At 64.9% G+C, this 25,620-nt stretch carries 28 protein-coding genes; 2 read left to right on the top strand and 26 right to left on the bottom strand.

Annotated features, from left to right (window positions below; genetic code table 11):
• Positions 1–14: 14 nt before the first annotated feature.
• From purT to LGR64_RS03860, 24 genes are all read right to left on the bottom strand, one after another.
• Complete coding sequence (gene purT / locus LGR64_RS03975; protein WP_016451185.1) at positions 15–1,232, bottom strand: formate-dependent phosphoribosylglycinamide formyltransferase; 1,218 nt, start codon at positions 1,230–1,232, stop codon at positions 15–17.
• A 110-nt stretch (positions 1,233–1,342) separates the two neighbouring features.
• Entirely contained in the window at positions 1,343–2,005 is a 663-nt protein-coding gene (locus LGR64_RS03970; protein WP_141834169.1) for an HD domain-containing protein, read from the bottom strand.
• Positions 2,006–2,023: 18 nt separating this feature from the next.
• A complete protein-coding gene (locus tag LGR64_RS03965) occupies positions 2,024–2,683 on the bottom strand; it encodes a DUF1294 domain-containing protein (protein WP_141834166.1) in 660 nt (219 codons plus the stop codon).
• A 7-nt stretch (positions 2,684–2,690) separates the two neighbouring features.
• Positions 2,691–3,788 carry a 6-phosphofructokinase gene (locus LGR64_RS03960; protein WP_141834164.1) on the bottom strand — a complete coding sequence of 366 codons (1,098 nt, stop codon included), beginning with the start codon at positions 3,786–3,788 and terminating at the stop codon, positions 2,691–2,693.
• A gap of 111 nt (positions 3,789–3,899) precedes the next feature.
• Complete coding sequence (gene nagZ, locus LGR64_RS03955; RefSeq protein WP_034396680.1) at positions 3,900–4,991, bottom strand: beta-N-acetylhexosaminidase; 1,092 nt, start codon at positions 4,989–4,991, stop codon at positions 3,900–3,902.
• 59 nt (positions 4,992–5,050) lie between these two features.
• On the bottom strand, positions 5,051–5,446 hold the full coding sequence (acpS, locus tag LGR64_RS03950; RefSeq protein WP_012207056.1) for a holo-ACP synthase: 396 nt from the start codon (positions 5,444–5,446) through the stop codon (positions 5,051–5,053).
• A 20-nt stretch (positions 5,447–5,466) separates the two neighbouring features.
• On the bottom strand, positions 5,467–6,240 hold the full coding sequence (locus LGR64_RS03945; protein ID WP_012207057.1) for a pyridoxine 5'-phosphate synthase: 774 nt from the start codon (positions 6,238–6,240) through the stop codon (positions 5,467–5,469).
• Positions 6,237–7,007 carry a DNA repair protein RecO gene (gene recO, locus LGR64_RS03940; protein ID WP_012207058.1) on the bottom strand — a complete coding sequence of 257 codons (771 nt, stop codon included), beginning with the start codon at positions 7,005–7,007 and terminating at the stop codon, positions 6,237–6,239. The genes LGR64_RS03945 and recO overlap by 4 nt, the downstream gene beginning before the upstream one ends.
• Before the next feature lie 27 nt (positions 7,008–7,034).
• Positions 7,035–8,069: a GTPase Era gene (gene era, locus LGR64_RS03935; protein ID WP_012207059.1), complete on the bottom strand. Its 1,035-nt coding sequence runs from the start codon at positions 8,067–8,069 to the stop codon at positions 7,035–7,037.
• Entirely contained in the window at positions 8,066–8,749 is a 684-nt protein-coding gene (rnc, locus tag LGR64_RS03930) for a ribonuclease III (RefSeq protein ID WP_012207060.1), read from the bottom strand. Before rnc ends, era begins: the two co-directional genes overlap by 4 nt.
• A complete protein-coding gene (locus LGR64_RS03925; RefSeq protein ID WP_063328135.1) occupies positions 8,750–9,112 on the bottom strand; it encodes a DUF4845 domain-containing protein in 363 nt (120 codons plus the stop codon).
• Between the two features lie 80 nt (positions 9,113–9,192).
• The gene (lepB, locus tag LGR64_RS03920) at positions 9,193–10,170 is read right to left on the bottom strand and encodes a signal peptidase I (protein ID WP_012207062.1); all 978 of its coding nucleotides are present in this window, start codon (positions 10,168–10,170) and stop codon (positions 9,193–9,195) included.
• Positions 10,170–11,978, bottom strand: coding sequence for a translation elongation factor 4 (gene lepA, locus LGR64_RS03915; RefSeq protein ID WP_034396681.1), 1,809 nt, complete (start codon positions 11,976–11,978; stop codon positions 10,170–10,172). The genes lepB and lepA overlap by 1 nt, the downstream gene beginning before the upstream one ends.
• 428 nt (positions 11,979–12,406) lie before the next feature.
• Positions 12,407–13,879, bottom strand: a complete 1,473-nt coding sequence (locus LGR64_RS03910) for a DegQ family serine endoprotease (RefSeq protein WP_063328587.1) — start codon at positions 13,877–13,879, stop codon at positions 12,407–12,409.
• A 304-nt stretch (positions 13,880–14,183) separates the two neighbouring features.
• The gene (locus LGR64_RS03905) at positions 14,184–14,900 is read right to left on the bottom strand and encodes a sigma-E factor negative regulatory protein (RefSeq protein ID WP_141834161.1); all 717 of its coding nucleotides are present in this window, start codon (positions 14,898–14,900) and stop codon (positions 14,184–14,186) included.
• A 76-nt stretch (positions 14,901–14,976) separates the two neighbouring features.
• Complete coding sequence (gene rpoE, locus LGR64_RS03900; protein WP_043783676.1) at positions 14,977–15,606, bottom strand: RNA polymerase sigma factor RpoE; 630 nt, start codon at positions 15,604–15,606, stop codon at positions 14,977–14,979.
• Between the two features lie 645 nt (positions 15,607–16,251).
• A complete protein-coding gene (fabF, locus tag LGR64_RS03895; RefSeq protein WP_013800994.1) occupies positions 16,252–17,496 on the bottom strand; it encodes a beta-ketoacyl-ACP synthase II in 1,245 nt (414 codons plus the stop codon).
• A gap of 39 nt (positions 17,497–17,535) precedes the next feature.
• Positions 17,536–17,775, bottom strand: a complete 240-nt coding sequence (gene acpP / locus LGR64_RS03890) for an acyl carrier protein (protein WP_003058049.1) — start codon at positions 17,773–17,775, stop codon at positions 17,536–17,538.
• A gap of 149 nt (positions 17,776–17,924) precedes the next feature.
• The gene (fabG, locus tag LGR64_RS03885; RefSeq protein ID WP_013800993.1) at positions 17,925–18,671 is read right to left on the bottom strand and encodes a 3-oxoacyl-ACP reductase FabG; all 747 of its coding nucleotides are present in this window, start codon (positions 18,669–18,671) and stop codon (positions 17,925–17,927) included.
• Entirely contained in the window at positions 18,668–19,612 is a 945-nt protein-coding gene (fabD, locus tag LGR64_RS03880; protein WP_043796600.1) for an ACP S-malonyltransferase, read from the bottom strand. The genes fabG and fabD overlap by 4 nt, the downstream gene beginning before the upstream one ends.
• Positions 19,613–19,668: 56 nt before the next feature.
• Positions 19,669–20,646 (bottom strand): beta-ketoacyl-ACP synthase III, encoded by a 978-nt coding sequence (locus LGR64_RS03875; protein ID WP_034396684.1) that lies wholly within the window; start codon positions 20,644–20,646, stop codon positions 19,669–19,671.
• Between the two features lie 5 nt (positions 20,647–20,651).
• Positions 20,652–21,692 (bottom strand): phosphate acyltransferase PlsX, encoded by a 1,041-nt coding sequence (gene plsX / locus LGR64_RS03870; protein WP_013800990.1) that lies wholly within the window; start codon positions 21,690–21,692, stop codon positions 20,652–20,654.
• A gap of 113 nt (positions 21,693–21,805) precedes the next feature.
• The gene (rpmF, locus tag LGR64_RS03865; protein ID WP_012207072.1) at positions 21,806–21,988 is read right to left on the bottom strand and encodes a 50S ribosomal protein L32; all 183 of its coding nucleotides are present in this window, start codon (positions 21,986–21,988) and stop codon (positions 21,806–21,808) included.
• A 137-nt stretch (positions 21,989–22,125) separates the two neighbouring features.
• On the bottom strand, positions 22,126–22,683 hold the full coding sequence (locus LGR64_RS03860) for a YceD family protein (RefSeq protein ID WP_034396686.1): 558 nt from the start codon (positions 22,681–22,683) through the stop codon (positions 22,126–22,128).
• A 25-nt stretch (positions 22,684–22,708) separates the two neighbouring features.
• Between LGR64_RS03860 and LGR64_RS03855 the strand changes: the two genes are divergently transcribed.
• Positions 22,709–23,329 carry a Maf family nucleotide pyrophosphatase gene (locus LGR64_RS03855; protein WP_063328139.1) on the top strand — a complete coding sequence of 207 codons (621 nt, stop codon included), beginning with the start codon at positions 22,709–22,711 and terminating at the stop codon, positions 23,327–23,329.
• The gene (locus LGR64_RS03850) at positions 23,326–24,117 is read left to right on the top strand and encodes an SAM-dependent methyltransferase (RefSeq protein WP_096913817.1); all 792 of its coding nucleotides are present in this window, start codon (positions 23,326–23,328) and stop codon (positions 24,115–24,117) included. Before LGR64_RS03855 ends, LGR64_RS03850 begins: the two co-directional genes overlap by 4 nt.
• Before the next feature lie 85 nt (positions 24,118–24,202).
• Here LGR64_RS03850 and LGR64_RS03845 read toward each other — a convergent pair whose 3' ends face one another.
• Together LGR64_RS03845 and LGR64_RS03840 are read right to left on the bottom strand one after the other, a co-directional pair.
• Entirely contained in the window at positions 24,203–25,249 is a 1,047-nt protein-coding gene (locus LGR64_RS03845) for a S49 family peptidase (protein WP_012207076.1), read from the bottom strand.
• A 1-nt stretch (position 25,250) separates the two neighbouring features.
• Positions 25,251–25,619 carry a Rieske (2Fe-2S) protein gene (locus LGR64_RS03840; RefSeq protein WP_013800985.1) on the bottom strand — a complete coding sequence of 123 codons (369 nt, stop codon included), beginning with the start codon at positions 25,617–25,619 and terminating at the stop codon, positions 25,251–25,253.
• Between the last annotated feature and the right edge of the window lies 1 nt (position 25,620).

The raw sequence follows: 25,620 nt of genomic DNA, 5'->3' as shown, positions 1-25,620 counted from the left end.
TTGAGCAGCGCGCCTCAGGGCTTGCGCGGCCGGACCTTGCTGGCGGCCAGCTTGGCGTTGGTGCGCGCCTGCTCCACATCCTGGGCACGTGCCAGGGCCACGCCCATGCGGCGCTTGACGAAGCTCTCGGGCTTGCCGAACAGGCGCAGGTCCGTGCCCGGCACGGCCAGGGCCTCGTCCACGCCGTCGAACACCAGGCCTTCGGCATCCTGCCCGCCATAGATCACGGCGCTGGCTCCGGGGTTGCGCAGCGAGGCATCCACGGGCAAGCCCAGAATGGCGCGCGCATGCAGCTCGAACTCGCTTTGCCACTGCGTGGCCAGCGTGACCAGTCCTGTGTCGTGCGGGCGTGGCGAGACCTCGCTGAACCAGACCTGCTCGCCCTTGACGAACAGCTCCACGCCAAACAGGCCCAGGCCGCCCAGGTCATCGGTCACCGCCTTGGCGATGTCGCGCGACTTCTGCAGCGCCGCCGGGTGCATGGGATGGGGCTGCCAGCTTTCCACATAGTCGCCGGACTGCTGGATGTGGCCGATCGGATCGCAGAAATGCGTCTGCACCTGGCCGTCCGCACCCTTGGCGCGCACCGTGAGCTGGGTGATTTCGTAGTCGAAGTCGATGAAGCCTTCGACGATCACACGGCCATGGCTCACGCGACCGCCGGCCATGGCGTAGTCCCAGGCCTTGGCCACGTCGTCCGGGCCGTCCAGCTTGCTCTGGCCCTTGCCCGAGCTGCTCATCACGGGCTTGACCACGCAAGGGAAGCCGATGGCGGGCTGGCCATCCGTGCCGTCGATGGCGGCCTGCAGCTCCTGCTGCGAATCACAGAAGCGGTAAGGACTGGTGGCCAGGCCCAGCGTCTCGGCGGCCAGGCGGCGAATGCCTTCGCGGTCCATGGTCAGGCGCGCGGCGCGGGCCGTGGGGATCACGGTGACCACACCGGCTGCTTCCAGCTCTTCCAGCATGGGCGTGGCAATGGCCTCGATCTCGGGCACGACCAGGTCGGGCTTCTCGGCCTCGATCAAGGCCTTGAGCTGGGCCGGATCGCTCATGGTGATGGTGCGCGCGTGGTGGGCCACCTGCTGGCCGGGCGCATTCTCGTAGCGGTCCACGGCAATGGTTTCCACGCCCAGGCGCTGCAGCGCGATCAGCACTTCCTTGCCGAGTTCGCCGCTGCCCAGCAGCATGACTTTGGTGGCATGGGGGGAGTAAGGGGTTCCAAGGGTGGTCATCTGCGCGTCCGGTGAGCCAGGCAGAGCCTGGGCAAGATAAGAAAGAGAGGGAGGCAGGCCTGCACGGCCCGCAGCAGCCCCCGATCATAGGACGCCGACGCAGGCGCCGCCTACAAACCCAGGGCCTGCGCGAGGTTGCGCCGCGCCCGCACCTCCAGCCGTTGCCGGAACCAGTCGGTGCAGTAAATGGCCTCGCGCTGCATGAAGCCCAGCAGCACCTCGCGGCGCTTGGCGCGGTACAGCGGCAAGGGCACCCATTCGTACTCGGCCCGCACCTGCACTTCGTACTCGGCAAACCGCAGAGGGTCGGCCGCGAGAATGCCCAGGTCGGCATCCACCAGCAGTTGGGCGTCGATTCCGGACGGCTGTGCAGCGTGGCAGGTCGCCATGATCAGGCCGTGCACGCGCCCGGCCACATCGGCAGGCAGACCCTGCCCGCGCAGCACGGCGGCGGCCCAGTCGGCGCTGCGCGCCTCGTTGTCCTTGGCTTGCGTTTGGTAGACAGCGTCATGGAACCACAGCGCCAGAGCCACCTCGCCGGGGTGCTCGGCCAGGCCCAGCGCCGGTTGCAGCAGGCCCATGGCCTCGCCCAGATGCTGCAGCGTGTGGTAGTGGCGCTTGGGCTCGCTGTAGCTTTGCAGCAGCTCGGCCAGCACAGGCTGCGGAGCGCTGGCACCCAGTGCGGACCAGGCGCTCTCCCAAGACGCCTGCCAGGTCTGCAGCGATGCATCGTTGGCGGAGGGCATTTCGGGCCGTGGTCCAGCATGGGTCATCGCCAGTTCCTTCAATTTTCAGAAGATGCCGGGCGCCAGCGCCCGCAGCGGCGCACCTGCCGATGACAGCAGCCAGGCCAGCAGGCCGCAGTTGAGCACCACGGTGATCCAGAACACCAACTGGAACGAGGCCTTGCTGGACTTGTGCCGCAGCAGCCCTTGCGCGAGCAGCGCGCCGGGCCAGCCGCACAGCAGTGCCAGCAGGTGCAGACGGCTTTCGCTGGTGCGCCAGCGGTCGTGCCTGGCGGCGGACTTGTCGAATCCATAGACCATGAAGGTCACAAAGCTTGCCGCCGCATACAGGCCGGCCAGTGTCCAGGGCATGCGGCCGCTCCAGGCAACAGCCAGCAGCACGCAGAAGAAGGCAACGGCCAGGCCCACCGCCACCGGGCCTCGCACAGGTGACTGAGACCGCGAAGGCATGCCGGTACGGCTTCGCCGCGCAGGCTGCGGGCGGCCGGTCCTTGGTTCGTCAATGAAGGCCACATCCTGCGCGCGCCATTTTCCCTGGGCGTTGCGGCTGGGCACGTAGCTGACACGCTCTCCGCCCTCGGGCCTGCGCCGGCGATCGGTGAAGGACTTGATATGGACAAAGACCTGCGCGCCGCCTCCATCGGGTTCGATGAAACCAAAGCCCTGCTCGTCCTTCCAGCCGGTGAGACGTCCCTGCTGCCGCATGGCAGGCTCAGTGGCTGCCGGCTGCGGCCGGCCGCGCATCCTGCTTGCCTGGCTCGCCCAGGCAAATGCCTATGTCGCGCGCCATGGTGAGCAGGCCGTGGTCCAGGGGCACGGTGCGCTGGGTGTTGGCCACGCGGGAGATTTCCACGCTGCCGATCTCGCCACCCTGCAGCGTGACCATGCGGCCAAAGCGCCCCGACAGCACCAGTTGCGCCGCATGGTGGCCGTACTGCGTGGCCAGCACGCGGTCAAAGGGCGTGGGGTCGCCACCGCGCTGTACATGGCCGAGGACCGTGGTGCGCACCTCGCTCCTGAGGTGGGGCTGCAGGCGCTCGCGCAGCACATGGCCGACGCCACCCAGGCGGACCGGGTCGGGGCTTTGCTCGATGCGCTCGCGCACCGTGAGGCTGGCGCCGCTTTCCTTGGCGCCCTCGCCGATGCAGATGATGGTGTAGCGCTGGCGCCGCTCGCGGCCCCGGCAGAAATCGACGATGGCCTGCAGGTCGTAATCGATCTCGGGCAGCAGGATGACGTCGGCCGCACCGGCAATGCCGGCCTCCAGCGCCAGCCATCCGGCATGGCGCCCCATGGTCTCGACGATCATCACGCGGTGGTGACTGTTGGCCGTGCTCTCGATGCGGCGCAGCGCCTCGGTGGCCGTGGCCACGGCGGTGTCGAAGCCAAAGCTGCGCTCGCAATTGGCAATGTCGTTGTCGATGGTCTTGGGCACGCCCACGCAGGTCAGTCCCACCTGTTCGGCCAGGCCATGCGCCAGGCTCATGGTGCCGTCACCGCCGATGGCCACCACCACGTCCAGGCCCAGCGCCCGGACATTGCGGCCCACGTGCTCCAGCGTGGCCGCATCGCGCAGGGGGTTGGCACTGTTGCTGGTGCCCAGGATGGTGCCGCCCACATGCAGGATGCCCGAGACCTCGTCCCAGCCCAGGGGCTTGACGCCGGGCGGGTCGAGCATCAGGCCCTCGAAGCCGTCGGCAATGCCCAGCACCTCGCACTGGCCGTGGTTGATCAGGGACTTGGTGACCGCACGGATCACCGCATTCAGGCCGGGGCAGTCGCCACCTCCGGTCAGCACGCCAACGCGCATGGGAAAACTCTCCTGTGAAACACCGGCCGACGCGCCCGTTACGACACGCACATGCCTTTGCAAAGCCCGCCTTGGCCCTCGGAGCGGCCAGCGGCGGCGTCCTTCAATCCATCAAGGCAGCAGGTCCAGCGCCTGCAGATAGGCAGGCTGGCGCATGAGGTCGTCCCAGGGCTGGGGCACGGTTTCCGGCAACAGGGCCACGCGGCGCGATTCGCTGTCGGCATCGGGCTGCCAGCGGCCGCTGCGCTGCGCGGCCTCCATGCCGGCCAGCAGCTCGTCCACATGCTCGCCCAGGCCCAGGCTCTGGTTGCACAGCAGCACCATGTCGCAGCCCGCCTCCAGCGCGGCCAGGGCCGCGTCGGTATAGCCGATGAGCTGGCCGTCGATGCGGCGCGCGCCCTCCATGCTCAGGTCGTCGCTGAAAATGGCGCCGTCGTAGCGCAGGCGGCTGCGCAGGATGTCCTTGAGCCACTTGGCAGAAAAACCGGCCGGGCGCTTGTCGACCTTGGGGTAGATCACATGGGCCGGCATCACGGCCGTGAGCACGCTGGACAACCAGGGATAGGGCGCGGCGTCCTCGCCCAGGATGGCGGTGAGGCTGCGGCCATCGACCGGAATGTCCACATGCGAATCGGCCTTGACGAAGCCGTGGCCGGGAAAGTGCTTGCCGCAGTTGCCCATGCCGGCCTGCAGCAGGCCGTGCATGAGGCTGCGGGCCAGCGCGGCCACCACGCGCGGGTCGCGGTGGAAGCTGCGGTCGCCGATGACGCTGCTGGCACCGTAGTCAAGGTCCAGCACCGGGGTGAAGCTGAAATCCACGCCGCAGGCACGCAGCTCGGTGCCCAGCACATAGCCGGCCGCCGTGGCGGCGTTCATGGCAGCCAGGGCGCCGCTGCCTTCACGGTGCTTGCTGCCCTTGCCGTCGTCCATCCACATCTGGCCGAAAGCGCGCATGGGCGGCAGGTGCGTGAAGCCGTCAGCGCGAAAACGCTGCACGCGCCCGCCCTCATGGTCCACGCAGATCAGCAAATCGGGCTTGACCGCCTTGATATCGGCGCACAGCTGCACCAGCTGATCGCGGCTTTCCCAGTTGCGGGCAAAGAGGATGATGCCGCCGACCAACGGATGCGCCAGGCGCTGGCGGTCCACATCGGTGAGTGCCTTGCCGGCGATGTCGATGATGAGGGGTGCGTGCTCGGTCATGCCGGGAGTTCCTATGAATCCTGTGGAGTCAAAAAAGCCAGCGTCACGCTGGCCGGGTATCAGGCGCGGCGCTCGACCACGCAGAAGCTGGCCGCGTAGTCGCTCTCGTCGGTCACGGACAGGTGCACCTGCAGGTTGCGCGCCTCGAACCATTCCTTGAGCGCGCCGTGCAGCACGATGGCAGGCTGGCCACTGGGCAGTTTGATGACCTCGCAGCTGCGCCAGGTCATGGGCATGACCATGCCCATGCCTATGGCCTTGGAAAAGGCCTCCTTGGCGGAAAAGCGCGTGGCCACGAAGCGGATGCCGCGCTCAGGCCAGCGCGCGCGGCGGGCACGCCAGGTGGCCAGCTCGCCCTCGGCCAGCACCTTCTCGGCGAAACGGTCGCCATGGCGCTCCAGGCTGGCGCGGATGCGGCGCACGTCGCAGATGTCGGTACCGATGCCGTAGATCATGGATTCGCTCCGCGAAAGCTTCAGGCGCGCGCCGCCATGCCCTGGTCTATGCACTGTTGGTAGGCGCGCACGGTTTCGGCGTAGCCCAGCTCCAGCGCGTCGGCAATCAGCGCATGGCCGATGGAGACTTCGAGCAGGCCCGGCACGCGCGCCACGAAGGCGGCCAGGTTGTCACGGCTGAGGTCGTGGCCGGCATTGATGCCCAGCCCGGCATCCAAAGCCGCCTGGGCCGCCGCCGCATAGGCCTGCAGTTGCGCTTCCTGGTCTGCCGTGCCCCAGGCAGCTGCATAGGGTTCGGTATACAGCTCGACCCGGTCGGCGCCCACGGCGCGCGCAGCGGCCATCTGGGCGGGCACGGGGTCCATGAACAGGCTGACGCGCACGCCCAGCTGGCGGCATTCGGCAATCAGCGGCTTCAGGCGCTCGGCGTCCTGCGGGAAGTTCCAGCCATGGTCGCTGGTGAACTGGTCCTCGCTGTCGGGCACGAAGGTGGCCTGGTGCGGGCGCGTGTCGCGGATGAAGTCCATGAGGTTCTGCGTCGGGTTGCCCTCGATGTTGAACTCCGCCTGCGGCCACTGTTTCATCAGCGCCTGCAGTTCATAGACATCCTCGCTGCGGATATGGCGCTGGTCGGGACGCGGATGGATGGTGATGCCCTGGGCACCGGCCTCCAGGCAGATGCGCGCGGCGCGCGTCACGCTGGGAATGCCCAGGTGGCGCGTGTTGCGCAGCAGCGCAACCTTGTTGACATTGACCGACAGCGCCGTGCGCTGCGAAGCGTGGGAAAGATTCATAGCGATTGCAGATCCATCATCAGCTGGCGGGTGCGCAGCATGGGACTGCCGCAATGGTATTGCAGCAGGGCCCTCAGTTGGGGCTTGAGGGCCAGCGCCTGCTCGGGTTGGGCCACCACATGCAGCGTGGCATTGAAGGCCTGCCGGGCCTGCAGCGCGCTTTCAATGGCCTGCCATTGCGCAGCGCCCAGCACGGCGCGCTCGCCCTGCAGCGCCGGGCGCAGGCCGCCTTCGGCCACCAGCGCATAGCGGCGGCCTTCGGCCAGCGGCGCCAGCGTGGCGCTTTCCTCATTCAAGGCGGGCAGATGGCCCAGTTCGCGCAGCAGCAGCAGCTCGAAGGTGCGCAGCACGGGCTCGATGGCATCGCCATGCTGGCCCGCCAGCACGCGCACCACGCCGGCATAGATGTCGAACAGCGCCGCATAGGGATCGTCTCGCGCCAGCAGGCGCATCAGCAGCTCGTTGAGGTACAGGCCCGACATCAGGGCGTCGCCCTGGGGCATGACATGGCCGCCCACCCACTCGGCACCCTTGAGGGTGTGGATCTCGGCATTGCCCTCGCCGCCCAGGCTGTAGCTCAGGCTCAGCGGCTGCAGCGGCAGCAGCACGGGGCGAAAGTTCGAGGTCGGGCGCTTGACGCCCTTGGCCGCCAGCGCCACGCGGCCCCGGTGCCGCGTGAAGACCTCGAGGATCAGGCTGGACTCGCTCCAGTCATAGCTGTGCAGCACATAGGCCGGCTCATCCGAGACACGCTTGGCGCTAGCCATGGACAGAGGGCCTTGCGGGGAGGTTTCTCACTCGTAGCCGAAGGAGCGCACGCGGGCCTCGTCGTCGGCCCAGCCCGAGCGCACCTTGACCCAGACTTCGAGGAAGACCTTGGCATCCATGAGCTTTTCCAGCTCCTGACGGGCCTCGGTGCTGATGCGCTTGAGGCGCTCGCCCTTCTCTCCGATGATCATGGCCTTGTGTCCGTCGCGCTCGACCACGATGGTCGCCGCCACGCGGATGAAGCGCTTGTGCTGCTTGCTGGCCTCCTCCTCGAACTTGTCGATGACCACCGTGGAGGTGTAGGGCAACTCGTCGCCCGTGAAGCGGAACAGCTTCTCGCGCACGGTTTCCGAGGCGAGGAACTTCTCGCTGCGGTCGGTCAGCTCGTCGGGCGCATACATCCAGTCCTGCTCGGGCAGGTACTTCTCGCAGATGCCGAACAGGCGCTCGATGTCGCCCTTGCTCTTGGCCGACATGGGCACGAACTCGGCAAACGGATGGCGCTCCTGCATGCTCTTGAGCCAGGGGGCGATCTCGGCACGGCGGCCCACGGTATCGAGCTTGTTGGCGATCAGCAGCGTGGGAATGCCGGGCTTGAACAGCGACAGCACCTTGGCATCGGCCAGCGTGAACTGGCCGGCTTCCACGACGAACAGGATCAGGTCCACGTCGCCGATGGCGCCCATCACGGTCTTGTTGAGCGACTTGTTCAGCGCCGTGCTGTGCTTGGTCTGGAAACCCGGTGTATCGACGAAGATGAACTGCGTCGCGGCGCGCGAGCGAATGCCCGTGATGCGGTGGCGCGTGGTCTGCGCCTTGCGCGAGGTGATGCTGATCTTCTGGCCCACCAGCGCATTCATCAGCGTGGACTTGCCCACATTGGGCTTGCCGACGATGGCGATCAGGCCGCAGCGCTGCGGGCCTGTCGGCACCTCGGGCGCCTGGGCTTCATCAGGGGCGGATGCCGTGCGTGCTGCGCCGGCGCCGGGCTTGGCCGCAGCCAGCAGGGCATCGAGTTCGGCGGCGGTCTGTGCCGGCGCCGGAGGTTTGTCTTGGTTCATGCGTGTCTTGCTTTCAATAGTTCCAGCATGGCTGTGGCGGCCGTCTGCTCTGCGGCTCTGCGCGAGGCACCCGTTCCCCGGGCCTGCAATTGCAGCTCGGCAATCGCGCAGGCCACTTCAAAGGTCTGGCGATGGGCGGCTCCCGTGGTGGCGACCACCTCGTACTGCGGCAGCTTCATGCGCCGTCCCTGCAGCCATTCCTGCAGGGCCGTCTTCGCATCCTTTTCGGCTGCGCGCATGTGGGGGTTGATGTCCACGCCCTCGAAAAGATGGTGTACCACCTTCTCGCCCGCCGCGTAGCCGGCATCCAGATAGACCGCGCCGATCAGGGCCTCGACCGCATCGGCCAGGATGGAGGGGCGTTGCTTGCCGCCCGACTTGGATTCACCCTCGCCCAGGCGCAGCAGATCGGGCAACTGCAGCCTCAGCGCGATCTGGTGCAACGTGCCTTCCTTGACCAGGTTGGCGCGCACGCGGGACAGATCGCCCTCGGGCATGGAACTGAGCCGCTGGTAGAGCAGGCTGGAAATGGCAAGGTTCAGCACCGAGTCACCGAGGAATTCCAGGCGCTCGTTGTTGTCTGCCGAGAAGCTGCGGTGCGTGACGGCACGCTGCAGCAATGCAGGCTCGGCAAATTGATGCTGCAGCCTCAGCTGCAGCGCATTCAGTAAGGGAGGCACCTATTGGGTCTGCTTCTTAAAACGGTAAGTCAGGTAGGCGGGGCCCACGAGATGGATCTCGCGCGAATATTCGAACCCCACCACCACACGGTCATTGATCTTGGTCACTTCGAGGTTCTCCCCCGTAATTGACTTGATGTCATCAATCTGGGCTGCGCGATTGAAGCTGGCTTTCACGTCCGCCACGGAACTACCCTCACGGGCCGCCTTGTTGGCGGCCTTGACGATGGCCTGGTACTCCAGGAAGACTGGCACGGATTGTGCGCCTACGGCCACCACGCCCACGCCCAGGGCAATCACAAACACCAGTCCCAGAAAGGACAGGCCGCGCTGGCGCGAACGCCGGTTGTTCGATGTCAACATGCTTTTTCCTCCTCCGATGTGAATCCCTCGCGCATGCCCGGGCCACTGCGGTCCTCAAGCATGCATTTGATGTGATGTGATCAATGGAAGCTGCCGATGCGCTTGAAATCCCCGAAGTTCATCCAGACAAAGAAAGCCCGGCCCACGATGTTCTTGTCGGGCACAAAGCCCCAGTAGCGGGAATCCAGCGAGTTGTCGCGGTTGTCGCCCATCATGAAGTACTGGCCCTCCGGCACCTTGCAGGTGATGCCTTCGACGCTGTAGCGGCAGTTCTCGCGGAACTCGAAGCCGCTGGCGCCCTGAATGAAGGCGGGCACATCCTGGTTCACGATCATGCGGTGTGGCTTGTCGCCCAGCGACTCCTCGTACTGCTTGAAGTAGCGCATCGCATCCTTGTCGAAGAAGTCGGGCAGTGCGTTGACCGGGACTTCCTTGCCATTGATCGTCAGCCGCTTGTTCAGGTAGGCGATCTCGTCGCCCGGCAGGCCCACCACCCGCTTGATGTAGTCCAGGCTGGGCTGGGGCGGGTAGCGGAACACCACCACATCGCCACGCTGCAGCGGCGTTCCCTGCGTGATCTTGGTGTTGATCACCGGCAGGCGCACGCCATAGGTGAACTTGTTCACCAGGATCAGGTCGCCCACGAGCAGCGTGGGGATCATGGAGCCAGACGGGATCTTGAACGGCTCGAACAGGAACGAGCGCAGCACGAAGACGATCGCGATCACCGGGAACAGGCCTGCCGTCCAGTCCAGCCACCAGGGCTGCATGAGGATGCGGCCCTTGGCCTCTTCCGACACCTCGATGTCGGTCTTGGCGATGCCCATGCGGTCGAGCTCTGCGCGGCGTGCCACGGCAGCCTCCTCGATGGCCACGGCAGCGCGGCGGCGGCGCGGCAGGAAGTACAGCCGCTCCGCCACCCAGTACAGGCCCGTGACCACGGTGGCCAGGAACAGCAGCAGCGCGAAGTTGCCCTCGATGAAGCCTGTGTACCAGGCGCCGATATAGCCCACGAAGGCCGCGAGTACGACGGCCGTAATCCATTGCATGGCTTGCATCAATCCTCCACTTGCAGGATGGCCAGGAAGGCCTCCTGGGGCACTTCCACCGATCCGATCTGCTTCATGCGCTTCTTGCCGGCCTTTTGCTTTTCCAGCAGCTTGCGCTTGCGGGTGATGTCGCCGCCGTAGCACTTGGCCAGCACGTTCTTGCGCATGGCCTTGACGGTTTCCCGCGCAATGATGTTGGCGCCGATGGCGGCCTGGATGGCCACATCGAACATCTGGCGGCTGATGATCTCGCGCATCTTGGCCACCACGGCCCGGCCGCGGTATGTGGCCTGGGAGCGGTGCACGATGATGGACAGCGCATCGACCTTCTCGCCGTTGAGCAGGATGTCCACCTTCACCACGTCGGAGGCGCGGTACTCCTTGAACTCATAGTCCATGGAGGCGTAGCCGCGCGAGACCGACTTGAGCTTGTCGAAGAAGTCCAGCACGATTTCGCCCAGCGGCATCTCATAGGTGAGCATCACCTGGCGGCCGTGGTACTGCATGTTGATCTGCACGCCGCGCTTCTGGTTGGCCAGCGTCATCACCGGGCCCACATAGTCCTGGGGCATGTACAGGTGGACGGTGACGATGGGCTCGCGCACCTCCTCGATACGGCCGGCATCGGGCATCTTGGACGGGTTCTCGACCTGGATGACCTCGCCATCGCCCTTGACCACTTCGTAGACCACGCTGGGCGCGGTGGTGATCAGGTCCTGGTCGAATTCGCGCTCCAGGCGCTCCTGCACGATTTCCATGTGCAGCAGGCCCAGGAAGCCGCAGCGAAAGCCGAAGCCCAGCGCCTGCGAGACTTCAGGCTCGAACTGCAGGGACGAATCGTTGAGCTGCAGCTTCTCCAGCGCATCGCGCAGCTGGTCGTATTCGCTGGCTTCGGTGGGATACAGGCCCGCGAACACCTGGGGCTTGATTTCCTTGAAGCCGGGCAGGGCCTCGGTGGCAGGGCCCAGATTGTTGGGAAGCTTCTTTTCCAGCGTGATGGTGTCGCCCACCTTGGCTGCCTTGAGCTCCTTGATGCCGGCAATGATGTAGCCCACCTCGCCGGCGCGCAGCGCGTCGCGCGGCACGTCGGCCGGAGTGAACACGCCCAGGTTGTTGGCTTCATAGGCAGCGCCCGAGGCCATCATCTTGAAGCGCTCGCCACGCTTGAGTTCACCATCGACCACGCGCACCAGCATCACGACGCCGACATAGGTGTCGAACCAGCTGTCGATGATCATGGCGCGCAGCTGGCCATTGGGATCGCCCTTTGGCGGCGGCACCTTGGCGACCACCGCCTCCAGGATCTCATCGATGCCCATGCCGGTCTTGGCCGAGCAGGGAATGGCGTCGCTGGCATCGATGCCGATGACATCCTCGATCTCGGCCCTGGCATTTTCGGGATCGGCCTGGGGCAGATCCATCTTGTTGAGAACAGCCGTCACTTCCACGCCGAGTTCCAGCGCGGTGTAGCAGTTGGCCACGGTCTGCGCCTCGACGCCCTGCGAGGCGTCCACCACCAGCAGCGCTCCCTCGCAGGCCGACAGCGAACGCGAGACTTCATAAGAGAAGTCAACGTGGCCGGGCGTGTCGATGAGGTTGAGGTTGTAGACCTGGCCATCCTTGGCCTTGTACTGCAGGGCTGCGGTCTGCGCCTTGATGGTGATGCCGCGCTCTTTCTCGATATCCATCGAGTCCAGCACCTGGGCTTCCATGTCACGGTCAGCCAAGCCTCCGCAACGCTGGATGAGGCGGTCAGCCAGCGTCGACTTGCCATGGTCGATGTGCGCAATGATGGAAAAATTTCTGATGTGGTTCATCAACGGGAAGGACTGCTAGTGAAAGTGGAAAACGACAGGGCCGGCGCGCAAGAAAAAAGGGCGCGTCCATGAACGACGCGCCCCGAACCAACAATCTCTGGCAACTGCGATAGTTGGGACTTTATTGTAGGCAAAACGGGCTGAAAACCAAGCCCTGACAAGGCCTGCAAAGGTCCGGGCTTGATCTTTCACAATTATTTATCAACAGTTTATCAACAGAATCGCCGAGCCATTTCTCGCCCGTCGATCACCGGATAGTGCGGTGCTTTTGCACCGCAACAATCCCCTTTGAAAACAGGTTTCTGACGCCTTGAGCCGTCACGCTTTGGTGGGGCATTTTACCCAATGCCCCAAGGGGCATGGGCGGCTCCGGGTCAGGATTCCGAGGGTATTCCCTAGGACCCGAAAAACTGCCCTCCCTTTCGGCCTCAACGCGTCGGACGGATCAGCACGTACTGTGCCCATTCCCCACGGCGCACCAGCAGGTTCACCGGCTTGCTCTTGTCCACCTTGGCCAGCGTGGCCTCGAAGCTCTTGAGCCCCGTGATCTCGACATTGGCCAGTTGCAGGATCACGTCGCCTTCGCGCAGGCCCGCACGTGCCGCAGCCTCGACGGCCGCCGTCACGCGCACGCCGCCCTTGATGCCCAGCTCCTTCTTCTGGGCATCCGTGAGCTCGGCCAGCGTCAGGCCCAGCGGCTGGGAAACCAGGGTGCTGCCCTTGCCGGTGGCCTTGGCCTGCGGAGCCGCGCCGTCGGGCTCGACCTCGGCGATCACCATGGTCAGATCCTTGGCTGCGCCGCGACGGAAGACGGTGATGGTGCTGCGTGTGCCGGGCTTGGTATTGCCCACCAGGCGCGGCAGGTCGGCCACCTTGTCGATGGCCTTGCCGTCGAACTTGATGATCACGTCACCAGCCTCGACGCCCGCCTTGGCAGCGGGCGAATCCGGCTCGACGGCCGAGACCAGTGCTCCCTGCGCCTTGCCCAGGCCAATGGATTCGGCAATGTCCTTAGTGACCGGACCGATCTGCACGCCAATGCGGCCTCGCGTGACCTTGCCGGTGGCGCGCAACTGGTCGCTGACACGCACAGCCTCATCGATCGGAATCGCGAAGCTGATACCCATGAAGCCGCCGGAGCGCGAATAGATCTGGCTGTTGATGCCCACGACCTCGCCGCGCATATTCAGCAACGGGCCGCCCGAGTTGCCGGGGTTGATGGCCACATCGGTCTGGATGAAGGGCAGATAGTCGCCCGTGTCGCGCTGCTTGGCACTGACGATGCCCGCTGTGACGGAGTTGTCGAGGCCAAAGGGCGAGCCGATGGCCATCACCCACTCGCCGACCTTGAGGCGGTTCACATCGCCGATCTTCACGGCCGGCAGCCCTGTGGCGTCGATCTTGACCACAGCCACGTCGGTGCGCTTGTCGCTGCCCACGATCTTGGCCTTGAACTCACGCTTGTCGGTCAGCGTGACGATGACTTCGTCAGCGCCTTCGACCACGTGGGCATTGGTCATCACAAAGCCATCGGCCGTCAGGATGAAGCCGGAGCCCACGCCGCGCGGCTGCTCCTCGTCAGGCTGCGAACGCGGCTGTGGGCGCTGGCGCGGCACATTGGGCACGGGCAGGCCAAAGCGGCGGAAGAATTCGAGCATGTCCTCGTCCATGCCCAGCGCCTCGGCAGAGTTGGCGGACACCTTCTCCAGCGTGCGAATGTTGACCACGGACGGGCCGACCTGCTCGACCAGATCGGTGAAGTCCGGCAGCCCCCGCACCACGGCGCCACTTTGCGCATGGGCGGCACTCACCGGCACCAGCATTCCTGCGCTGCCTGCAGCCAGCGCCAGAACGCCGGCCAGTGTGCAGGACTGCAGCGTCTTCCATCGAACAGTGGTCATGGTCATCCTTTCCATCTCAATCATTACGTTGCCCCGACGCCATCGCGCCCGGGCGGTTTGTTCGGACACATGGCAGCCGACTTGCTTTCGGACGAACGTCACATTCTGGCGCAGTCCTGGCGAGCATCGGCCAGACGATGGCTCAGAAGCCTGAAAGACGCGGTTAGTTCCCGAATCGGCAGCATGCATGGGGCGTGGGCCGCCGTGCATGGAGCACAAATGACTGCACCCGCGTCCATTTCAATTCCGAAAGGCTGGACGCGGGTGCAAAAGAAGGCAGGAGAGCAATACTCTCCTGTGAGATTCAGCGCTGGTTGGCGCGCGGTGCCGAGGCGAAGTTGGCGTTGCGCAAGAAGCTGGCAGGCATCTGCAGCGTGGCCGGCCCACTGTATTGCGGATGGGAGGCCAGCAGCGCATCCAGGCGCGGATCACGCAGCATCACGCTCTGCCCGTAGGGTCCGGCCACCGCCACGACCGAGGAAGACTGGGCCGTATCGCCAAGCGGGAAGTCCTGGGCATTGCCAGCCACCGCAACCGGCGCCGACGGAGCACCCGTCTCAAGGGCCGCCAGGGCCCGGCCCGGCGCCGCGCCGGGACCGGCAGGCACGCCCAGCATCACGCTCCAACCAATGGCAGCCACGGCCGCCACGGAGGCAAAGCCCGCCGCCATCTTCCAGCGAAATACCGAGGCATTGGCCGCATCGCGCAGCGGCGCGCCATTGATCACAGCCCGGTCCTGCGCCGGATGCGCAATTTGCGCCAGCTCTTCAGTGGCCACGGAAACCAGCGGACGGCGAGGCTCGTTGGCCAGTTGGGCGCGGATTCCGGAGAGCACATCGTGCCGGCTGTGATGCGCCAATTCCGGGGAACGCAGCACATCGCCCACGAGGTGGTACATGCGCCACTCCTGCTGGCCTGCATCGCTTTCCGCATAGGCCAGCACGGCCTGCAACTCTGCGGCAGAGAGTTCACCATCAGCCAATGCCGACAATTGTTCGCGCTTCGTCAGATCGTCATTCATGATCAATCACCTGCTTGTCTGCTTTGAGACCCTGTACCCAAAAAATGCGCCACCGGCGGCCACAACCCCGTCACGCCTACCAACGCTTGCCCGACTGGCGCTCCAGCAAAGGCTTGACCCTGGCTGAAATCGCTTCCCGTGCGCGAAAAATCCGTGAGCGCACGGTGCCGATGGGGCAACCCATGGCGTTCGAGATTTCCTCGTAGCTCAGGCCTTCGATTTCCCGCAACGTGACAGCCTGTCGGAGATCCTCGGGCAAAGCCTCCATGGCGGCGTTGACTGCCTGGGCGATTTCCTGGGCTGCCAGGATCGTTTCGGGCGTTTCTTCGGTGGTTAGTTCCTGGCTGACCCGGGAAGTTTCATCATCGTCATCCCCGTTGTGTAACGCGCTTTCGGTGATCAGCGGCGAGCGCTTCATGTCCAGCAGCGCCTTCTTGGCAGTATTCACGGCAATGCGGTACAGCCAGGTATAGAACTGGGCATCACCCCTAAACTGGTGCAGGGCCCGATAGGCGCGAATGAAGGTTTCCTGCGCAATGTCCGGCACCAAGTCCACATCGCGCACCATGCGGCCGATGAGGCGCTCGATGCGGCGCTGGTACTTGATGACCAGTAGCTCGAAGGCCCGCATGTCTCCTGCGTTGGTGCGCTCGACCAGAGCCAGGTCGCTATCGGCAGAAGAAGGCGGGAATTCGGGAGGCGTCATGAAATCGGTGAAGACGGGCCGCGGCGGCCCTGGCGCAGTCATTGCGCCCGTTCTGTAGGTCTGGCCGGGGAATATACAGCACGCCGCAAATCACCCCAGGTTTCCGGACTCTGCCTGCACAACAGGAGCAGCCAGCGGGAGCTGTGCCAACGCAAGGGCCCCGCCGGCACCATGGAAACCAGGGGACGGACCTGCACCCACAACCACGATCCACCATCGGCTCGCACCTGCAGCAGTACCGGCTGTGCAGCCTGGCATGGGCCCGCCTCGCCGATCGACCACTGCACGCCATCCCAGGCGATGAAACCTTTACCCAAGCTGTGCCATCCATGCCACATGCCTGCAGCAGCAACCAGGCAAACCGCAACGGCCACGGCTGCAGGCCACCTCCCTGCCTGGAGATTCAAGGCCCATGCCAGCAAAAGCATGGCGGCCAGCAGCCAGAGCGCACAAATGCATGCTGCCACGGTGCGCGATGGCTTCAGCGGATGGCGAACTGCGGGCGGCGCATGGCGAGACGGCATGCCTGCAGTGTCGCAAAACCGCAGCATGACCGACATTTATCCTGCTTTCACCTGGCACATGCGCGAAATAAAAAAGCCCGCTCCCTTACGGGGCGGGCTTTTCATGTGCGTTGCGCAGGCCTCAGATCCGCTTGAACACCAGCGTTCCGTTGGTGCCCCCGAAGCCGAAGTTGTTCTTCACCGCCACCTCGATCGTCGCGTCCCGTGCCGTATTGGCGCAGTAGTCGAGATCGCACTCCGGGTCCTGGTTGTCCAGGTTGATGGTCGGAGGAATCTTTTGCTCGTGCAGTGCCAGCACGGTGAAGACGCTCTCGATGCCACCAGCACCGCCCAGCAGGTGACCTGTCATGGACTTGGTCGAACTGACAACGATTTTCTTGGCGTGATCGCCCAGAGCCGCCTTGATGGCGTTGGTCTCGTTGAGGTCGCCCAGCGGCGTGGAAGTGCCGTGCGCGTTCAGATAGTCGATCTGGTCGGCATTGATGCCGGCATTTCGCAAAGCTGCCAGCATGGCGCGGCGCGGGCCGTCCATGTTGGGTGCCGTCATGTGGCCGGCGTCGGCACTCATGCCGTAGCCACACAGTTCGGCGTAGATCTTGGCACCGCGGGCCTTGGCATGCTCGTACTCTTCCAGCACCAGCACGCCCGCGCCTTCGCCCAGCACGAAGCCGTCGCGGTCCTTGTCCCAGGGGCGCGAAGCGGCCTTGGGATCATCATTGCGCGTGGACAGGGCGCGCATGGCGGCAAAGCCGCCGACGCCCAGGGGGGAGACCGTGGCTTCCGTGCCACCAGCCACCACCACATCGGCATCGCCGTATTCGATCATGCGTCCTGCCTCGCCTATGCAGTGCAGCCCGGTCGTGCAGGCAGTCACCACGGCAAGATTCGGCCCCTTGAAGCCGAAGCGCATGGACACATGGCCAGCCACCATGTTGATGATGGAGGCAGGCACGAAGAACGGCGTGATGCGGCGCGGTCCGCGCGCAGCCAGTTCCGCGTGGGTGTTCTCGATCAGCGGCAAGCCGCCGATGCCCGAACCGATCACACAGCCGATGCGCGTGGCCAGATCATCCGACAAGGCCTCACCCGTGGGCAGACCTGAGTCCTGCACGGCTTGCGCCGCAGCAGCGATGCCGTAATGGATGAAGGTGTCCATGGAGCGCGCATCCTTGGCGCTCATGTACGACTCCACATCGAATCCCTTGACCTCACCCGCAATCTTGCAGGCAAAGTTCGAGGCATCGAACTTGGTGATGAGGTCAATGCCGGACTGGCCGGCCAAAAGATTGGCCCAGGCGTCGCCCACCGTGTTACCCACGGGGGAGATGCAACCCAGGCCGGTCACGACAACGCGACGACGGCTCATGCGTAAAACCTTCTGCTGATCGCTCGGGTCAGGGCCCTATCAGGCCTTCTGGTGGGTGTTGGCGTAGTCGATGGCGTTTTGCACCGTCGTGATCTTTTCCGCGTCTTCGTCGGGGATCTCGATGCCGAATTCATCTTCCAGGGCCATCACCAGCTCCACCGTGTCCAGGGAGTCAGCACCCAGATCAGCCACGAAGGCCTTTTCGTTGGTGACTTGAGACTCTTCAACGCCGAGTTGTTCGGCAATGATTTTTTTGACACGTGCTTCGATATCGCTCATGGTTTCCCTCTGGGGGTTGTGAATGAACCCGCGATTCTAGCTGCTTCGGGCCTCAGACCCTCTTCAGCCGGCCGTCGCGAGGAAACGGCCTCTTCTGTTGCAAGCAACGCCGGCTTCTGGCAGGGGTCTGCCCGCAGCCGCCGCAGCACTTACATGTACATGCCGCCGTTGACGTGCAATTCCTGGCCGGTGACGTATCCCGCACCCGCAGATGCGAGGTAGGCCACGGCATGGGCGATGTCGCTGGGTTGACCCAGATCGCCCATGGCGATCTGCGATTTGAGGGCGTTCTTCTGCTCTTCGGGCAGCTCCGCCGTCATGTCGGTGGCAATGAAGCCAGGCGCCACGCAGTTGACCGTGATGCCGCGGCTGCCCAGTTCACGGGCCAGCGCGCGCGTCATGCCGGCAACGCCGGCCTTGGCGGCTGCATAGTTGGCCTGACCGGGGTTGCCGGAGGCGCCAACGACGCTGGTGATATTGATGATGCGGCCAAAACGCTGCTTCATCATGGGCCGAATGGCCGTACGGCTGACTCGGAAAACGGCCTTGAGATTGGTGTCGATCACCGCATCCCAGTCGTCGTCCTTCATGCGCATGGCCAGCGTGTCGCGTGTGATGCCGGCGTTGTTGACCAGCACATGCAGGCCGCCGTCATTCTTAACGATGCTGTCGATCAAGGCATCGACGGCCGCCCCATCCGTGACATTGAGGTTCACGCCGCGGCAGCCCTCATGGGCCGACAGGGCCTGGCCGATCTTTTCCGCGCCACCGTCGGTGGTGGCCGTGCCGATCACGCGGTAGCCGCGCGCCGCCAGCTCCTGGGCAATGGCAGCACCAATGCCACGCGAGGCGCCCGTCACCAGGGCAACCTGGGGCTTGTTCTGGTTGTCAGTCATGCGAGGGATTCTTTCACGTCGGCCAGCGTGGCCGGATCATAGAGGGCAGCGGCCGTCAGGTCCGCGTCAATCCGCTTGGTCAGGCCCATGAGCACCTTACCGGGACCGCACTCGACGAGATGCACGATGCCGCGCGCCTTCATGGCCTGAACGCATTCAACCCAGCGCACCGGGCCAAAGGCCTGGCGATACAGCGCATCGCGGATGGCGTCGGCGTCTTGCTCGACCGCCACGTCGATGTTGTTGAGCACGGGAATCTGCGGTGCAGCCAGCGCCGTGGCAGCCAGCGCCGCCTTGAGCTTTTCGGCCGCAGGCTTCATCAGGCTGGAATGGAACGGCGCCGACACGGGCAACGGCAGGGCACGCTTGGCGCCTGCGGCCTTGAGGGCTTCGCAGGCCTTTTCGACAGCAGCCTTGCTGCCGGCGATAACGGTCTGCGAAGGATCGTTGAAATTGACGGCTTCGACGACTTCAGCGCCACCCAGGGCAGCCGTGACCTCGGCGCAGCCTGCGCGCACCTTGTCGGCGTCCAGGCCCAGGATGGCCGCCATGGCGCCCGTGCCCACGGGCACGGCCTCCTGCATGGCTGCAGCACGCAGGCGCACCAGCGGGGCAGCCTGGGCCAGCGTCAGCACGCCCGAGGCGACCAGGGCGGAATACTCGCCCAGCGAATGGCCTGCCACGACATCGGGCAGCGCGCCGCCTTCGGCCTGCCACACGCGCCAGGCGGCCACACCGGCCACCAGCATCACGGGCTGGGTGTTGGTGGTGAGCGCCAGGGCTTCCTTCGGTCCTTGCTGGATCAGCTGGCCGATGTTTTCACCCAGCGCCTCGGAGGCTTCGGCCAGCGTCTGCGCCACAACAGGATGGTCGCCCCATCCATCAAGCATACCTACCGATTGCGAACCCTGGCCGGGAAAGACGAATGCAAACTTCTTCATATTTTCAAAAATAAAAGCCGCGCCATGGGAGCCTGCCGACAGGCAGGCATCCCGCATCACATCTTGAGAAGCACCGCACCCCAGGTGAAGCCACCGCCCACGCCTTCCAGCAGCACGGTCTGCCCGGGCTTGACCTGGCCATTGCGCACGCCGTGGTCCAGCGCCAGCGGGATCGAGGCGGCCGAGGTATTGCCATGCTGGTCCACGGTCACCACCACCTTGTCCATGGACAGCTTGAGCTTGCGCGCCGTGCTTTGCATGATGCGGATGTTGGCCTGGTGAGGGATCAGCCAGTCGATGTCGGCATCGGTGAGCCCTGCCTTGTCCAGCGTCGCGCGGGCGGCCTTTTCCAGCACGCCGACCGCCAGCTTGAACACGGCCTGTCCATCCATCTTCAGCAGCGGATCGCCGAGCACCTGGCCGCCGGACACATTGCCCGGCACGCAGAGGATGCCGACATGCTTGCCATCGGCATGCAGGTCGGACGCCAGGATCCCAGGCTGATCGGACGCCTCCAGCACCACCGCGCCGGCGCCGTCGCCGAACAGCACGCAGGTCGTGCGGTCGTTGAAATCAAGGATGCGGCTGAAGACTTCGGAACCCACCACCAGCGCGCGGCTTGCGGCGCCGGACTGGATCATGGCATCGGCCACCGTGAGCGCGTAGACAAAGCCGCTGCACACAGCCTGCACGTCAAAGGCCGCGCAGCCATTGGCGCCAAGCTTGTTCTGCAGGATGCAGGCAGTGGACGGGAAGACCATGTCGGGCGTCGAGGTGGCGACGATGATCAGGTCGATGTCCTGTGGCTGGCAGCCAGCGGCCTCCAGCGCCTTCTTCGACGCCTCCAGGGCCAGATCGCTGCTGGCCACGTCGGGCGCGGCAAAGTGACGGGCATGGATGCCGGTGCGCTCGACGATCCACTCGTCCGAGGTCTCGATGCCACGCTGGGCCAGTTCGGCTGCCAGATCGTGATTGGTGAGTCGGCGGGGTGGCAGGTAGCTGCCCGTGCCGGTGATGCGTGCGTAGCGTCTCATCTGTATTAGGGCGCCGACGGTCCTGATTCCGACTGCGCAGCCAGCAAAAGAGGCAGGGCTGCGGAGATGCGGGTACGGACACGGTCGAGCAGGTTGTTGCGGGCCGCATCATACGCGCGGTTCAGCGCGTGCTCGAAAGCCAAGGCATCGGCTGACCCATGGCTTTTGAACACCAGCCCACGAAGGCCCAGCAGCGCCGCACCGTTGTGACGCCGATGGTCCACGCGATTCATCAGCGCAGTTAGCACCGGATAGGCAACGATTGCAGCCATTTTGGTGAAGATGTTGCGCTTGAACTCCTGCTTGAGGGCATTGGAGATCATGGACGCCACCCCCTCGGAAGACTTGAGGGCCACGTTGCCCACAAAGCCGTCACAGACCACGACCTGGGTCGTGCCCTTGAAGATATCGTTGCCTTCGACGTTTCCGTAGAAGTTCAGGTGACCGGCCTTGCCGGCCGCGCGCAACAGTTCGCCCGCACGCTTGATGACTTCGCTGCCCTTGATCTGCTCTTCGCCGATATTGAGCAGGCCCACCGAAGGCGCCTCTTCGTTGTTCAGCGCAGACACCAGGGCCGAGCCCATGACGGCGAACTGCAGCAGATGCTCGGCCGAGCAGTCCACGTTGGCACCCAGGTCCAGCACCGTGGTGGCACCACCCTTGGCGTTGGGCAACTGGGGAGCGATGGCGGGACGATCGATGCCATCCAGCGTCTTGAGCAGGTAGCGCGAGATGGCCATCAGCGCACCCGTATTCCCAGCCGACACGGCAGCAGCAGCCTGGCCATCCTTGACCTGCTGGATGGCGACGCGCATCGAGGAATCCTTCTTCCTGCGCAGCGCCACCTCGATCGGGTCATCCATGCCGACGACTTCCGAGGCCGGCACCACGCTGGCGCGCTCATGCGCAAAGCCAGCCAGCGCATCGGGCTGGCCGACCAGCAGCAGCCGGGCGTCGGAATGGGAATCGAGGAACTGGCGGCACGCCGCGAGCGTGACGCGGGGGCCGTGATCACCCCCCATGCAGTCAACGGCCAAAGTGATCATGAGCGACTGGCAAGCCTGTTGCAAGGCCTGGAAAGATAGGAACGGCCATCAGAAAAAACAAAAGCCCGCGCTACGAAAACTGTAGCCGCGGGCTCTGCGGGAACGGTCGAAGGTCAGGCTTCGGACTTGTTCTTCAGCACTTGACGGCCGCGGTACACGCCGTTGGGGCTGATGTGGTGACGCAGGTGGGTTTCACCCGTGGTGGGTTCCACGGCGATGCCAGGCACATTCAGTGCATTGTGCGAACGGTGCATACCGCGCTTGGAGGGGGACTTCTTGTTCTGCTGAACAGCCATGATGGCTCCTGTGTATCTGAAAAGGGTTGGTAAAAAACGCGATCAGCCCATTAAAGACACGAGGGGGTTTCGCGCGAAGCCCTTGATTATAGCGCAATCGCTTTTCCCGGCCTCGACCTTTTTTCCGGGCATCTCGATCAGTCTGCGGATTTGCCCACATCCAGGCCGCGAAGGACGGCGAACGGATTGGGCTTGTCCTCGATGGCCTGCTCGAAGTCCGCGTCGCTGGACTGCAAGCTCACAGACTCGGGGCAGACATCGTGACGCGGCACCACGGGCAGCTCCATGAGCAACTCGTCCTCTATGAGTTCGAGCAGATTGAACTCGCGGCTGAGCACCAGCAGGTCCTCATCGCTTTCATCGTCCTCGGACTCGGCTGTGGCTTCATCCGCAACAAAGCGAAAAGACCGATCAACCTGCAGGGTGATGGGCGCCAGGGCCAGGCAGCGCTGGCACACCATGGGCACGACGGCATCGGCCTGCAGATGCAGCCACACCTGACCGGGGCCGCCGGTCTGCTCGACCAGCTCGCCGTCCGCCTGCCAGTGCACCTGGCCGTGCGTGTCACCGGCATCCGGCTGCGCATCCTGGGCCAGACGCGGAAAGACTGACAGTGTTGTCTGGTCCTGAAGATGGCCCTGCGATTGCGCGAAAGCGCGAACATCGAGGCGGGCCGCAGAAAATTCCTTGCTCATGCGGGCAGTGTAAGAGAATCCGGGCATGCAAGCTCCCCACCCCGCCTTAGCCCAGGCTCCCGGCCTGGCGCGTCCCCTGATCCTTGGCTCCACCTCACGCTACCGCCGCGAACTCCTGGAGCGGCTGCGGCTGCCATTCCAGACCGTCTCCCCGGAAGTCGATGAAACACCTCTGGCCGGAGAGACACCGCACGCCCTTTCCCTGCGCCTGGCCCTGGCCAAGGCCCAGGCCGTGGCTGCGCTGCACCCCGGCGCCGTTGTCATCGGCTCCGACCAGGTGCCCGAACTCGATGGCCTGCCGCTGTCCAAGCCCGGCAACCATGAACGCGCCACCGAACAGTTGCGCCAGATGAGCGGGCGCCAGATGAATTTCCACACTGCCGTGAGCGTGGTCTGCCAGGAAACCGGCTTTTCCGAGACCGACGTGGTGACGGTTCAGGTGCGCTTTCGCGATCTCAACGATGCGGAAATCGAGCGCTACCTGCGCGCCGAGCAGCCTTATGACTGTGCAGGCAGCGCCAAGAGCGAGGGCCTGGGCATTGCCCTGCTCGACGCCATCGTCAGCGACGATCCCACGGCACTGATCGGCCTGCCGCTGATCCGCACATGCCAGTTGCTGCGCGCCGCAGGGGCCGTTCTGCCATGAGCGATGCCATCACCAAGCCCCTGACAGGAACGCTCTACCTGGTGCCCGCGCCGCTGGACTTCGGCTGCGATGAGCAAACACCACTGACGCAGGTCCTGCCCGATGGGACACTGCGCACCGCTGCGCAGCTGACCCACTGGATCTGCGAAAACGCCAAGAGCACACGCGCCTATCTGAAGCGCATCGACGCGCTGCATGCACTGGCCCAGCCCTTGCAGACCCAGCAGATCACCGAGCTGCCGCGCGAGGCCCACAAGAAGGGGGACCATGGCGACAAGGGTGCCGCCGTCTTTGACGCCAAGCCACTGCTCGCCCCCTTGCTGGCCGGACACGACATGGGACTGGTCAGCGAGGCCGGAATGCCCGCCGTGGCCGACCCCGGCAGTTCCATCGTGCGCGCCGCGCACGATTTGGGCATACGTGTCGTGCCGCTGATCGGACCCGTATCGCTGCTACTGGCACTGGCCGCCAGCGGGCTCAACGGACAGAACTATGCCTTTGTGGGCTACCTGCCACAGGATGCCGGCGGACGGGTACAGCGCATCAAGGAGCTTGAAGCCCTGGCATTGCGCCAAGGCCAGACCCAGCAGTTCATCGAGACGCCCTACCGCAACGCCGCGCTTTGGCAAGCCCTGCTGCAGACGCTGCAACCCCATACCCGTTTGGCGTTGGCCTGCGGCCTGACACTGGAGAGCGCCCGCATCGAAAGCCGACTGGTGCGCGAATGGCGCCAGCACAAGGAAGCGCCGGACAACCGCACGCCGGTGGTGTTCTCCATCGGCCGCTGAAGCCGCCCACCAGCGAAAAAGCCCGCCTTCGACAAGAAGGCGGGCTTTTTCGTCTTGGCAGACCGAGCGGGAAACCCCGCAAGAATCAGCGCAGAGCCGGGAGGCTGGAACGCAGTGCCTGCACCGCACCGCCTCCAAAGGCCGCGCCGAAACGCTTGGCCAGGCGCTCGGCCACGTTGTCGCGGCGTGTGTAATCCACCACCTCTTCCGCCTTGACCACTTCACGGGCCACATAGTCAAGACTGCCCAGCTTGTCGGCCAGGCCCATCTCCACCGCCTGCTGGCCGGTCCAGAACAGGCCGCTGAAAGTCTCGGGCGTCTCATGCAGGCGATCACCACGGCCAGCCTTGACCACGTTGATGAACTGCGAGTGGATCTGGCCCAGCATCTTGTGGGCATGTTCGCGCTGCCCTTCGGACATGGGGCTGAACGGGTCCAGGAAACCCTTGTTCTCGCCAGCCGTCAGCAGACGGCGTTCCACGCCGAGCTTTTCCATGGCGCCGGTGAAGCCAAAGCCATCCATGAGCACGCCGATGCTGCCCACGATGCTGGCCTTGTCCACAAAGATCTCATCGGCGGCGGCGGCAATGTAGTAGGCGGCCGAAGCGCAGGTCTCTTCCACCACGGCATACAGGGGCTTGTCGTACTTGCCCTTGAGCCGCACGATTTCGTCATTGATGATGCCGGCCTGCACAGGGCTGCCGCCCGGCGAGTTGATCAGCAGCACCACGGCACGCGAGCCCGAATCCTCGAAAGCACTGCGCATGGCGGCCACCACAAATTCCGCGCTGGCGTCGGCACCTGCGGCGATCTCGCCCTTGACCTCGACCACGGCCGTGTGCGGGGAGGAACTGGTCGTGGTCGCCGTGTCCTTGGCAAACAGCACCCACAGCACCACGAGGATGAGCGCCGTCCACAGCAGGCGGCCAAACAGGCGCCAGCGGCGCGAGGCACGCTGCTCGTTGATGGTGGCGAAGACCAGCTTTTCCAGCACCTCCCGCTCCCAGCCGCTCGATGCCGCCGTGCGCGCATCGGCAGCCGCCGTGGCGGGCGTGGCCCGGGCCCACAGGTCCGCCCCCGGGGATGGGTGCGATGCGGAGCCAGGATTTTCCGGAGGTATGGGGGAAGTCATGTCAGAACTCGACGGGTTTCAGGTTATCGGCAGTATGCCAGTGCACCACCCCCGCGCTTTCGCTCAGGGAGATTTTCACAAGGCCGCCACGGCAGGGCCCGCCAGCGCAGGCGCCGCTGTCGGGCGCGTAGGCCGCTCCATGGGTGGCGCACAGCAGCCAGCGTCCGGTGTCATCGAAAAAGCGGTCCGGCTGGTAGTCCATCTCCATGGCCACATGGGTGCAGCGATTCAGATAGGCATGCACCTGTCCCTCGAAGCGGATGGCGAATGCGCGGCAGGCATGACCCGCGTAGACCACGTCGAAAGGCACGGCATTCGCCCCTTCCTGCAGGGCATCGCTGGCGCACAGAACGATGCGTTCAACGGTCAAC

The sequence above is a fragment of the Delftia sp. Lp-1 genome, from assembly GCF_020523835.1.
Lineage (GTDB): Bacteria > Pseudomonadota > Gammaproteobacteria > Burkholderiales > Burkholderiaceae_C > Comamonas > Comamonas acidovorans.
The sequence above is the reverse complement of the archived record's forward strand: the minus strand, read 5'-3'. Positions and strand labels throughout refer to the sequence as shown.

Bases quoted from the DNA above. Each gene is read 5' to 3' on its own strand.
- LGR64_RS03850 (WP_096913817.1), top strand. From the start codon at position 23,326: ATGAGCGATGCCATCACCAAGCCCCTGACAGGAACGCTCTACCTGGTG.
- purT (WP_016451185.1), bottom strand. From the start codon at position 1,232: ATGACCACCCTTGGAACCCCTTACTCCCCCCATGCCACCAAAGTCATG.
- LGR64_RS03945 (WP_012207057.1), bottom strand. From the start codon at position 6,240: ATGAATCTTTCCCACGCTTCGCAGCGCACGGCGCTGTCGGTCAATGTC.
- LGR64_RS03960 (WP_141834164.1), bottom strand. From the start codon at position 3,788: ATGCGCGTTGGCGTGCTGACCGGAGGTGGCGACTGCCCCGGCCTGAAT.
- LGR64_RS03875 (WP_034396684.1), bottom strand. From the start codon at position 20,646: ATGAGACGCTACGCACGCATCACCGGCACGGGCAGCTACCTGCCACCC.
- acpP (WP_003058049.1), bottom strand. From the start codon at position 17,775: ATGAGCGATATCGAAGCACGTGTCAAAAAAATCATTGCCGAACAACTC.
- LGR64_RS03855 (WP_063328139.1), top strand. From the start codon at position 22,709: ATGCAAGCTCCCCACCCCGCCTTAGCCCAGGCTCCCGGCCTGGCGCGT.
- recO (WP_012207058.1), bottom strand. From the start codon at position 7,007: ATGGCTAGCGCCAAGCGTGTCTCGGATGAGCCGGCCTATGTGCTGCAC.
- fabD (WP_043796600.1), bottom strand. From the start codon at position 19,612: ATGAAGAAGTTTGCATTCGTCTTTCCCGGCCAGGGTTCGCAATCGGTA.
- nagZ (WP_034396680.1), bottom strand. From the start codon at position 4,991: ATGACCGAGCACGCACCCCTCATCATCGACATCGCCGGCAAGGCACTC.
- fabG (WP_013800993.1), bottom strand. From the start codon at position 18,671: ATGACTGACAACCAGAACAAGCCCCAGGTTGCCCTGGTGACGGGCGCC.
- LGR64_RS03905 (WP_141834161.1), bottom strand. From the start codon at position 14,900: ATGAATGACGATCTGACGAAGCGCGAACAATTGTCGGCATTGGCTGAT.
- lepA (WP_034396681.1), bottom strand. From the start codon at position 11,978: ATGAACCACATCAGAAATTTTTCCATCATTGCGCACATCGACCATGGC.
- LGR64_RS03965 (WP_141834166.1), bottom strand. From the start codon at position 2,683: ATGCGGCAGCAGGGACGTCTCACCGGCTGGAAGGACGAGCAGGGCTTT.
- LGR64_RS03860 (WP_034396686.1), bottom strand. From the start codon at position 22,683: ATGAGCAAGGAATTTTCTGCGGCCCGCCTCGATGTTCGCGCTTTCGCG.
- LGR64_RS03845 (WP_012207076.1), bottom strand. From the start codon at position 25,249: ATGACTTCCCCCATACCTCCGGAAAATCCTGGCTCCGCATCGCACCCA.
- LGR64_RS03970 (WP_141834169.1), bottom strand. From the start codon at position 2,005: ATGACCCATGCTGGACCACGGCCCGAAATGCCCTCCGCCAACGATGCA.
- rpmF (WP_012207072.1), bottom strand. From the start codon at position 21,988: ATGGCTGTTCAGCAGAACAAGAAGTCCCCCTCCAAGCGCGGTATGCAC.
- era (WP_012207059.1), bottom strand. From the start codon at position 8,069: ATGAACCAAGACAAACCTCCGGCGCCGGCACAGACCGCCGCCGAACTC.
- acpS (WP_012207056.1), bottom strand. From the start codon at position 5,446: ATGATCTACGGCATCGGTACCGACATCTGCGACGTGCGCCGCATCCGC.
- plsX (WP_013800990.1), bottom strand. From the start codon at position 21,692: ATGATCACTTTGGCCGTTGACTGCATGGGGGGTGATCACGGCCCCCGC.
- LGR64_RS03910 (WP_063328587.1), bottom strand. From the start codon at position 13,879: ATGACCACTGTTCGATGGAAGACGCTGCAGTCCTGCACACTGGCCGGC.
- fabF (WP_013800994.1), bottom strand. From the start codon at position 17,496: ATGAGCCGTCGTCGCGTTGTCGTGACCGGCCTGGGTTGCATCTCCCCC.
- rpoE (WP_043783676.1), bottom strand. From the start codon at position 15,606: ATGACGCCTCCCGAATTCCCGCCTTCTTCTGCCGATAGCGACCTGGCT.
- LGR64_RS03925 (WP_063328135.1), bottom strand. From the start codon at position 9,112: ATGTTGACATCGAACAACCGGCGTTCGCGCCAGCGCGGCCTGTCCTTT.
- lepB (WP_012207062.1), bottom strand. From the start codon at position 10,170: ATGCAAGCCATGCAATGGATTACGGCCGTCGTACTCGCGGCCTTCGTG.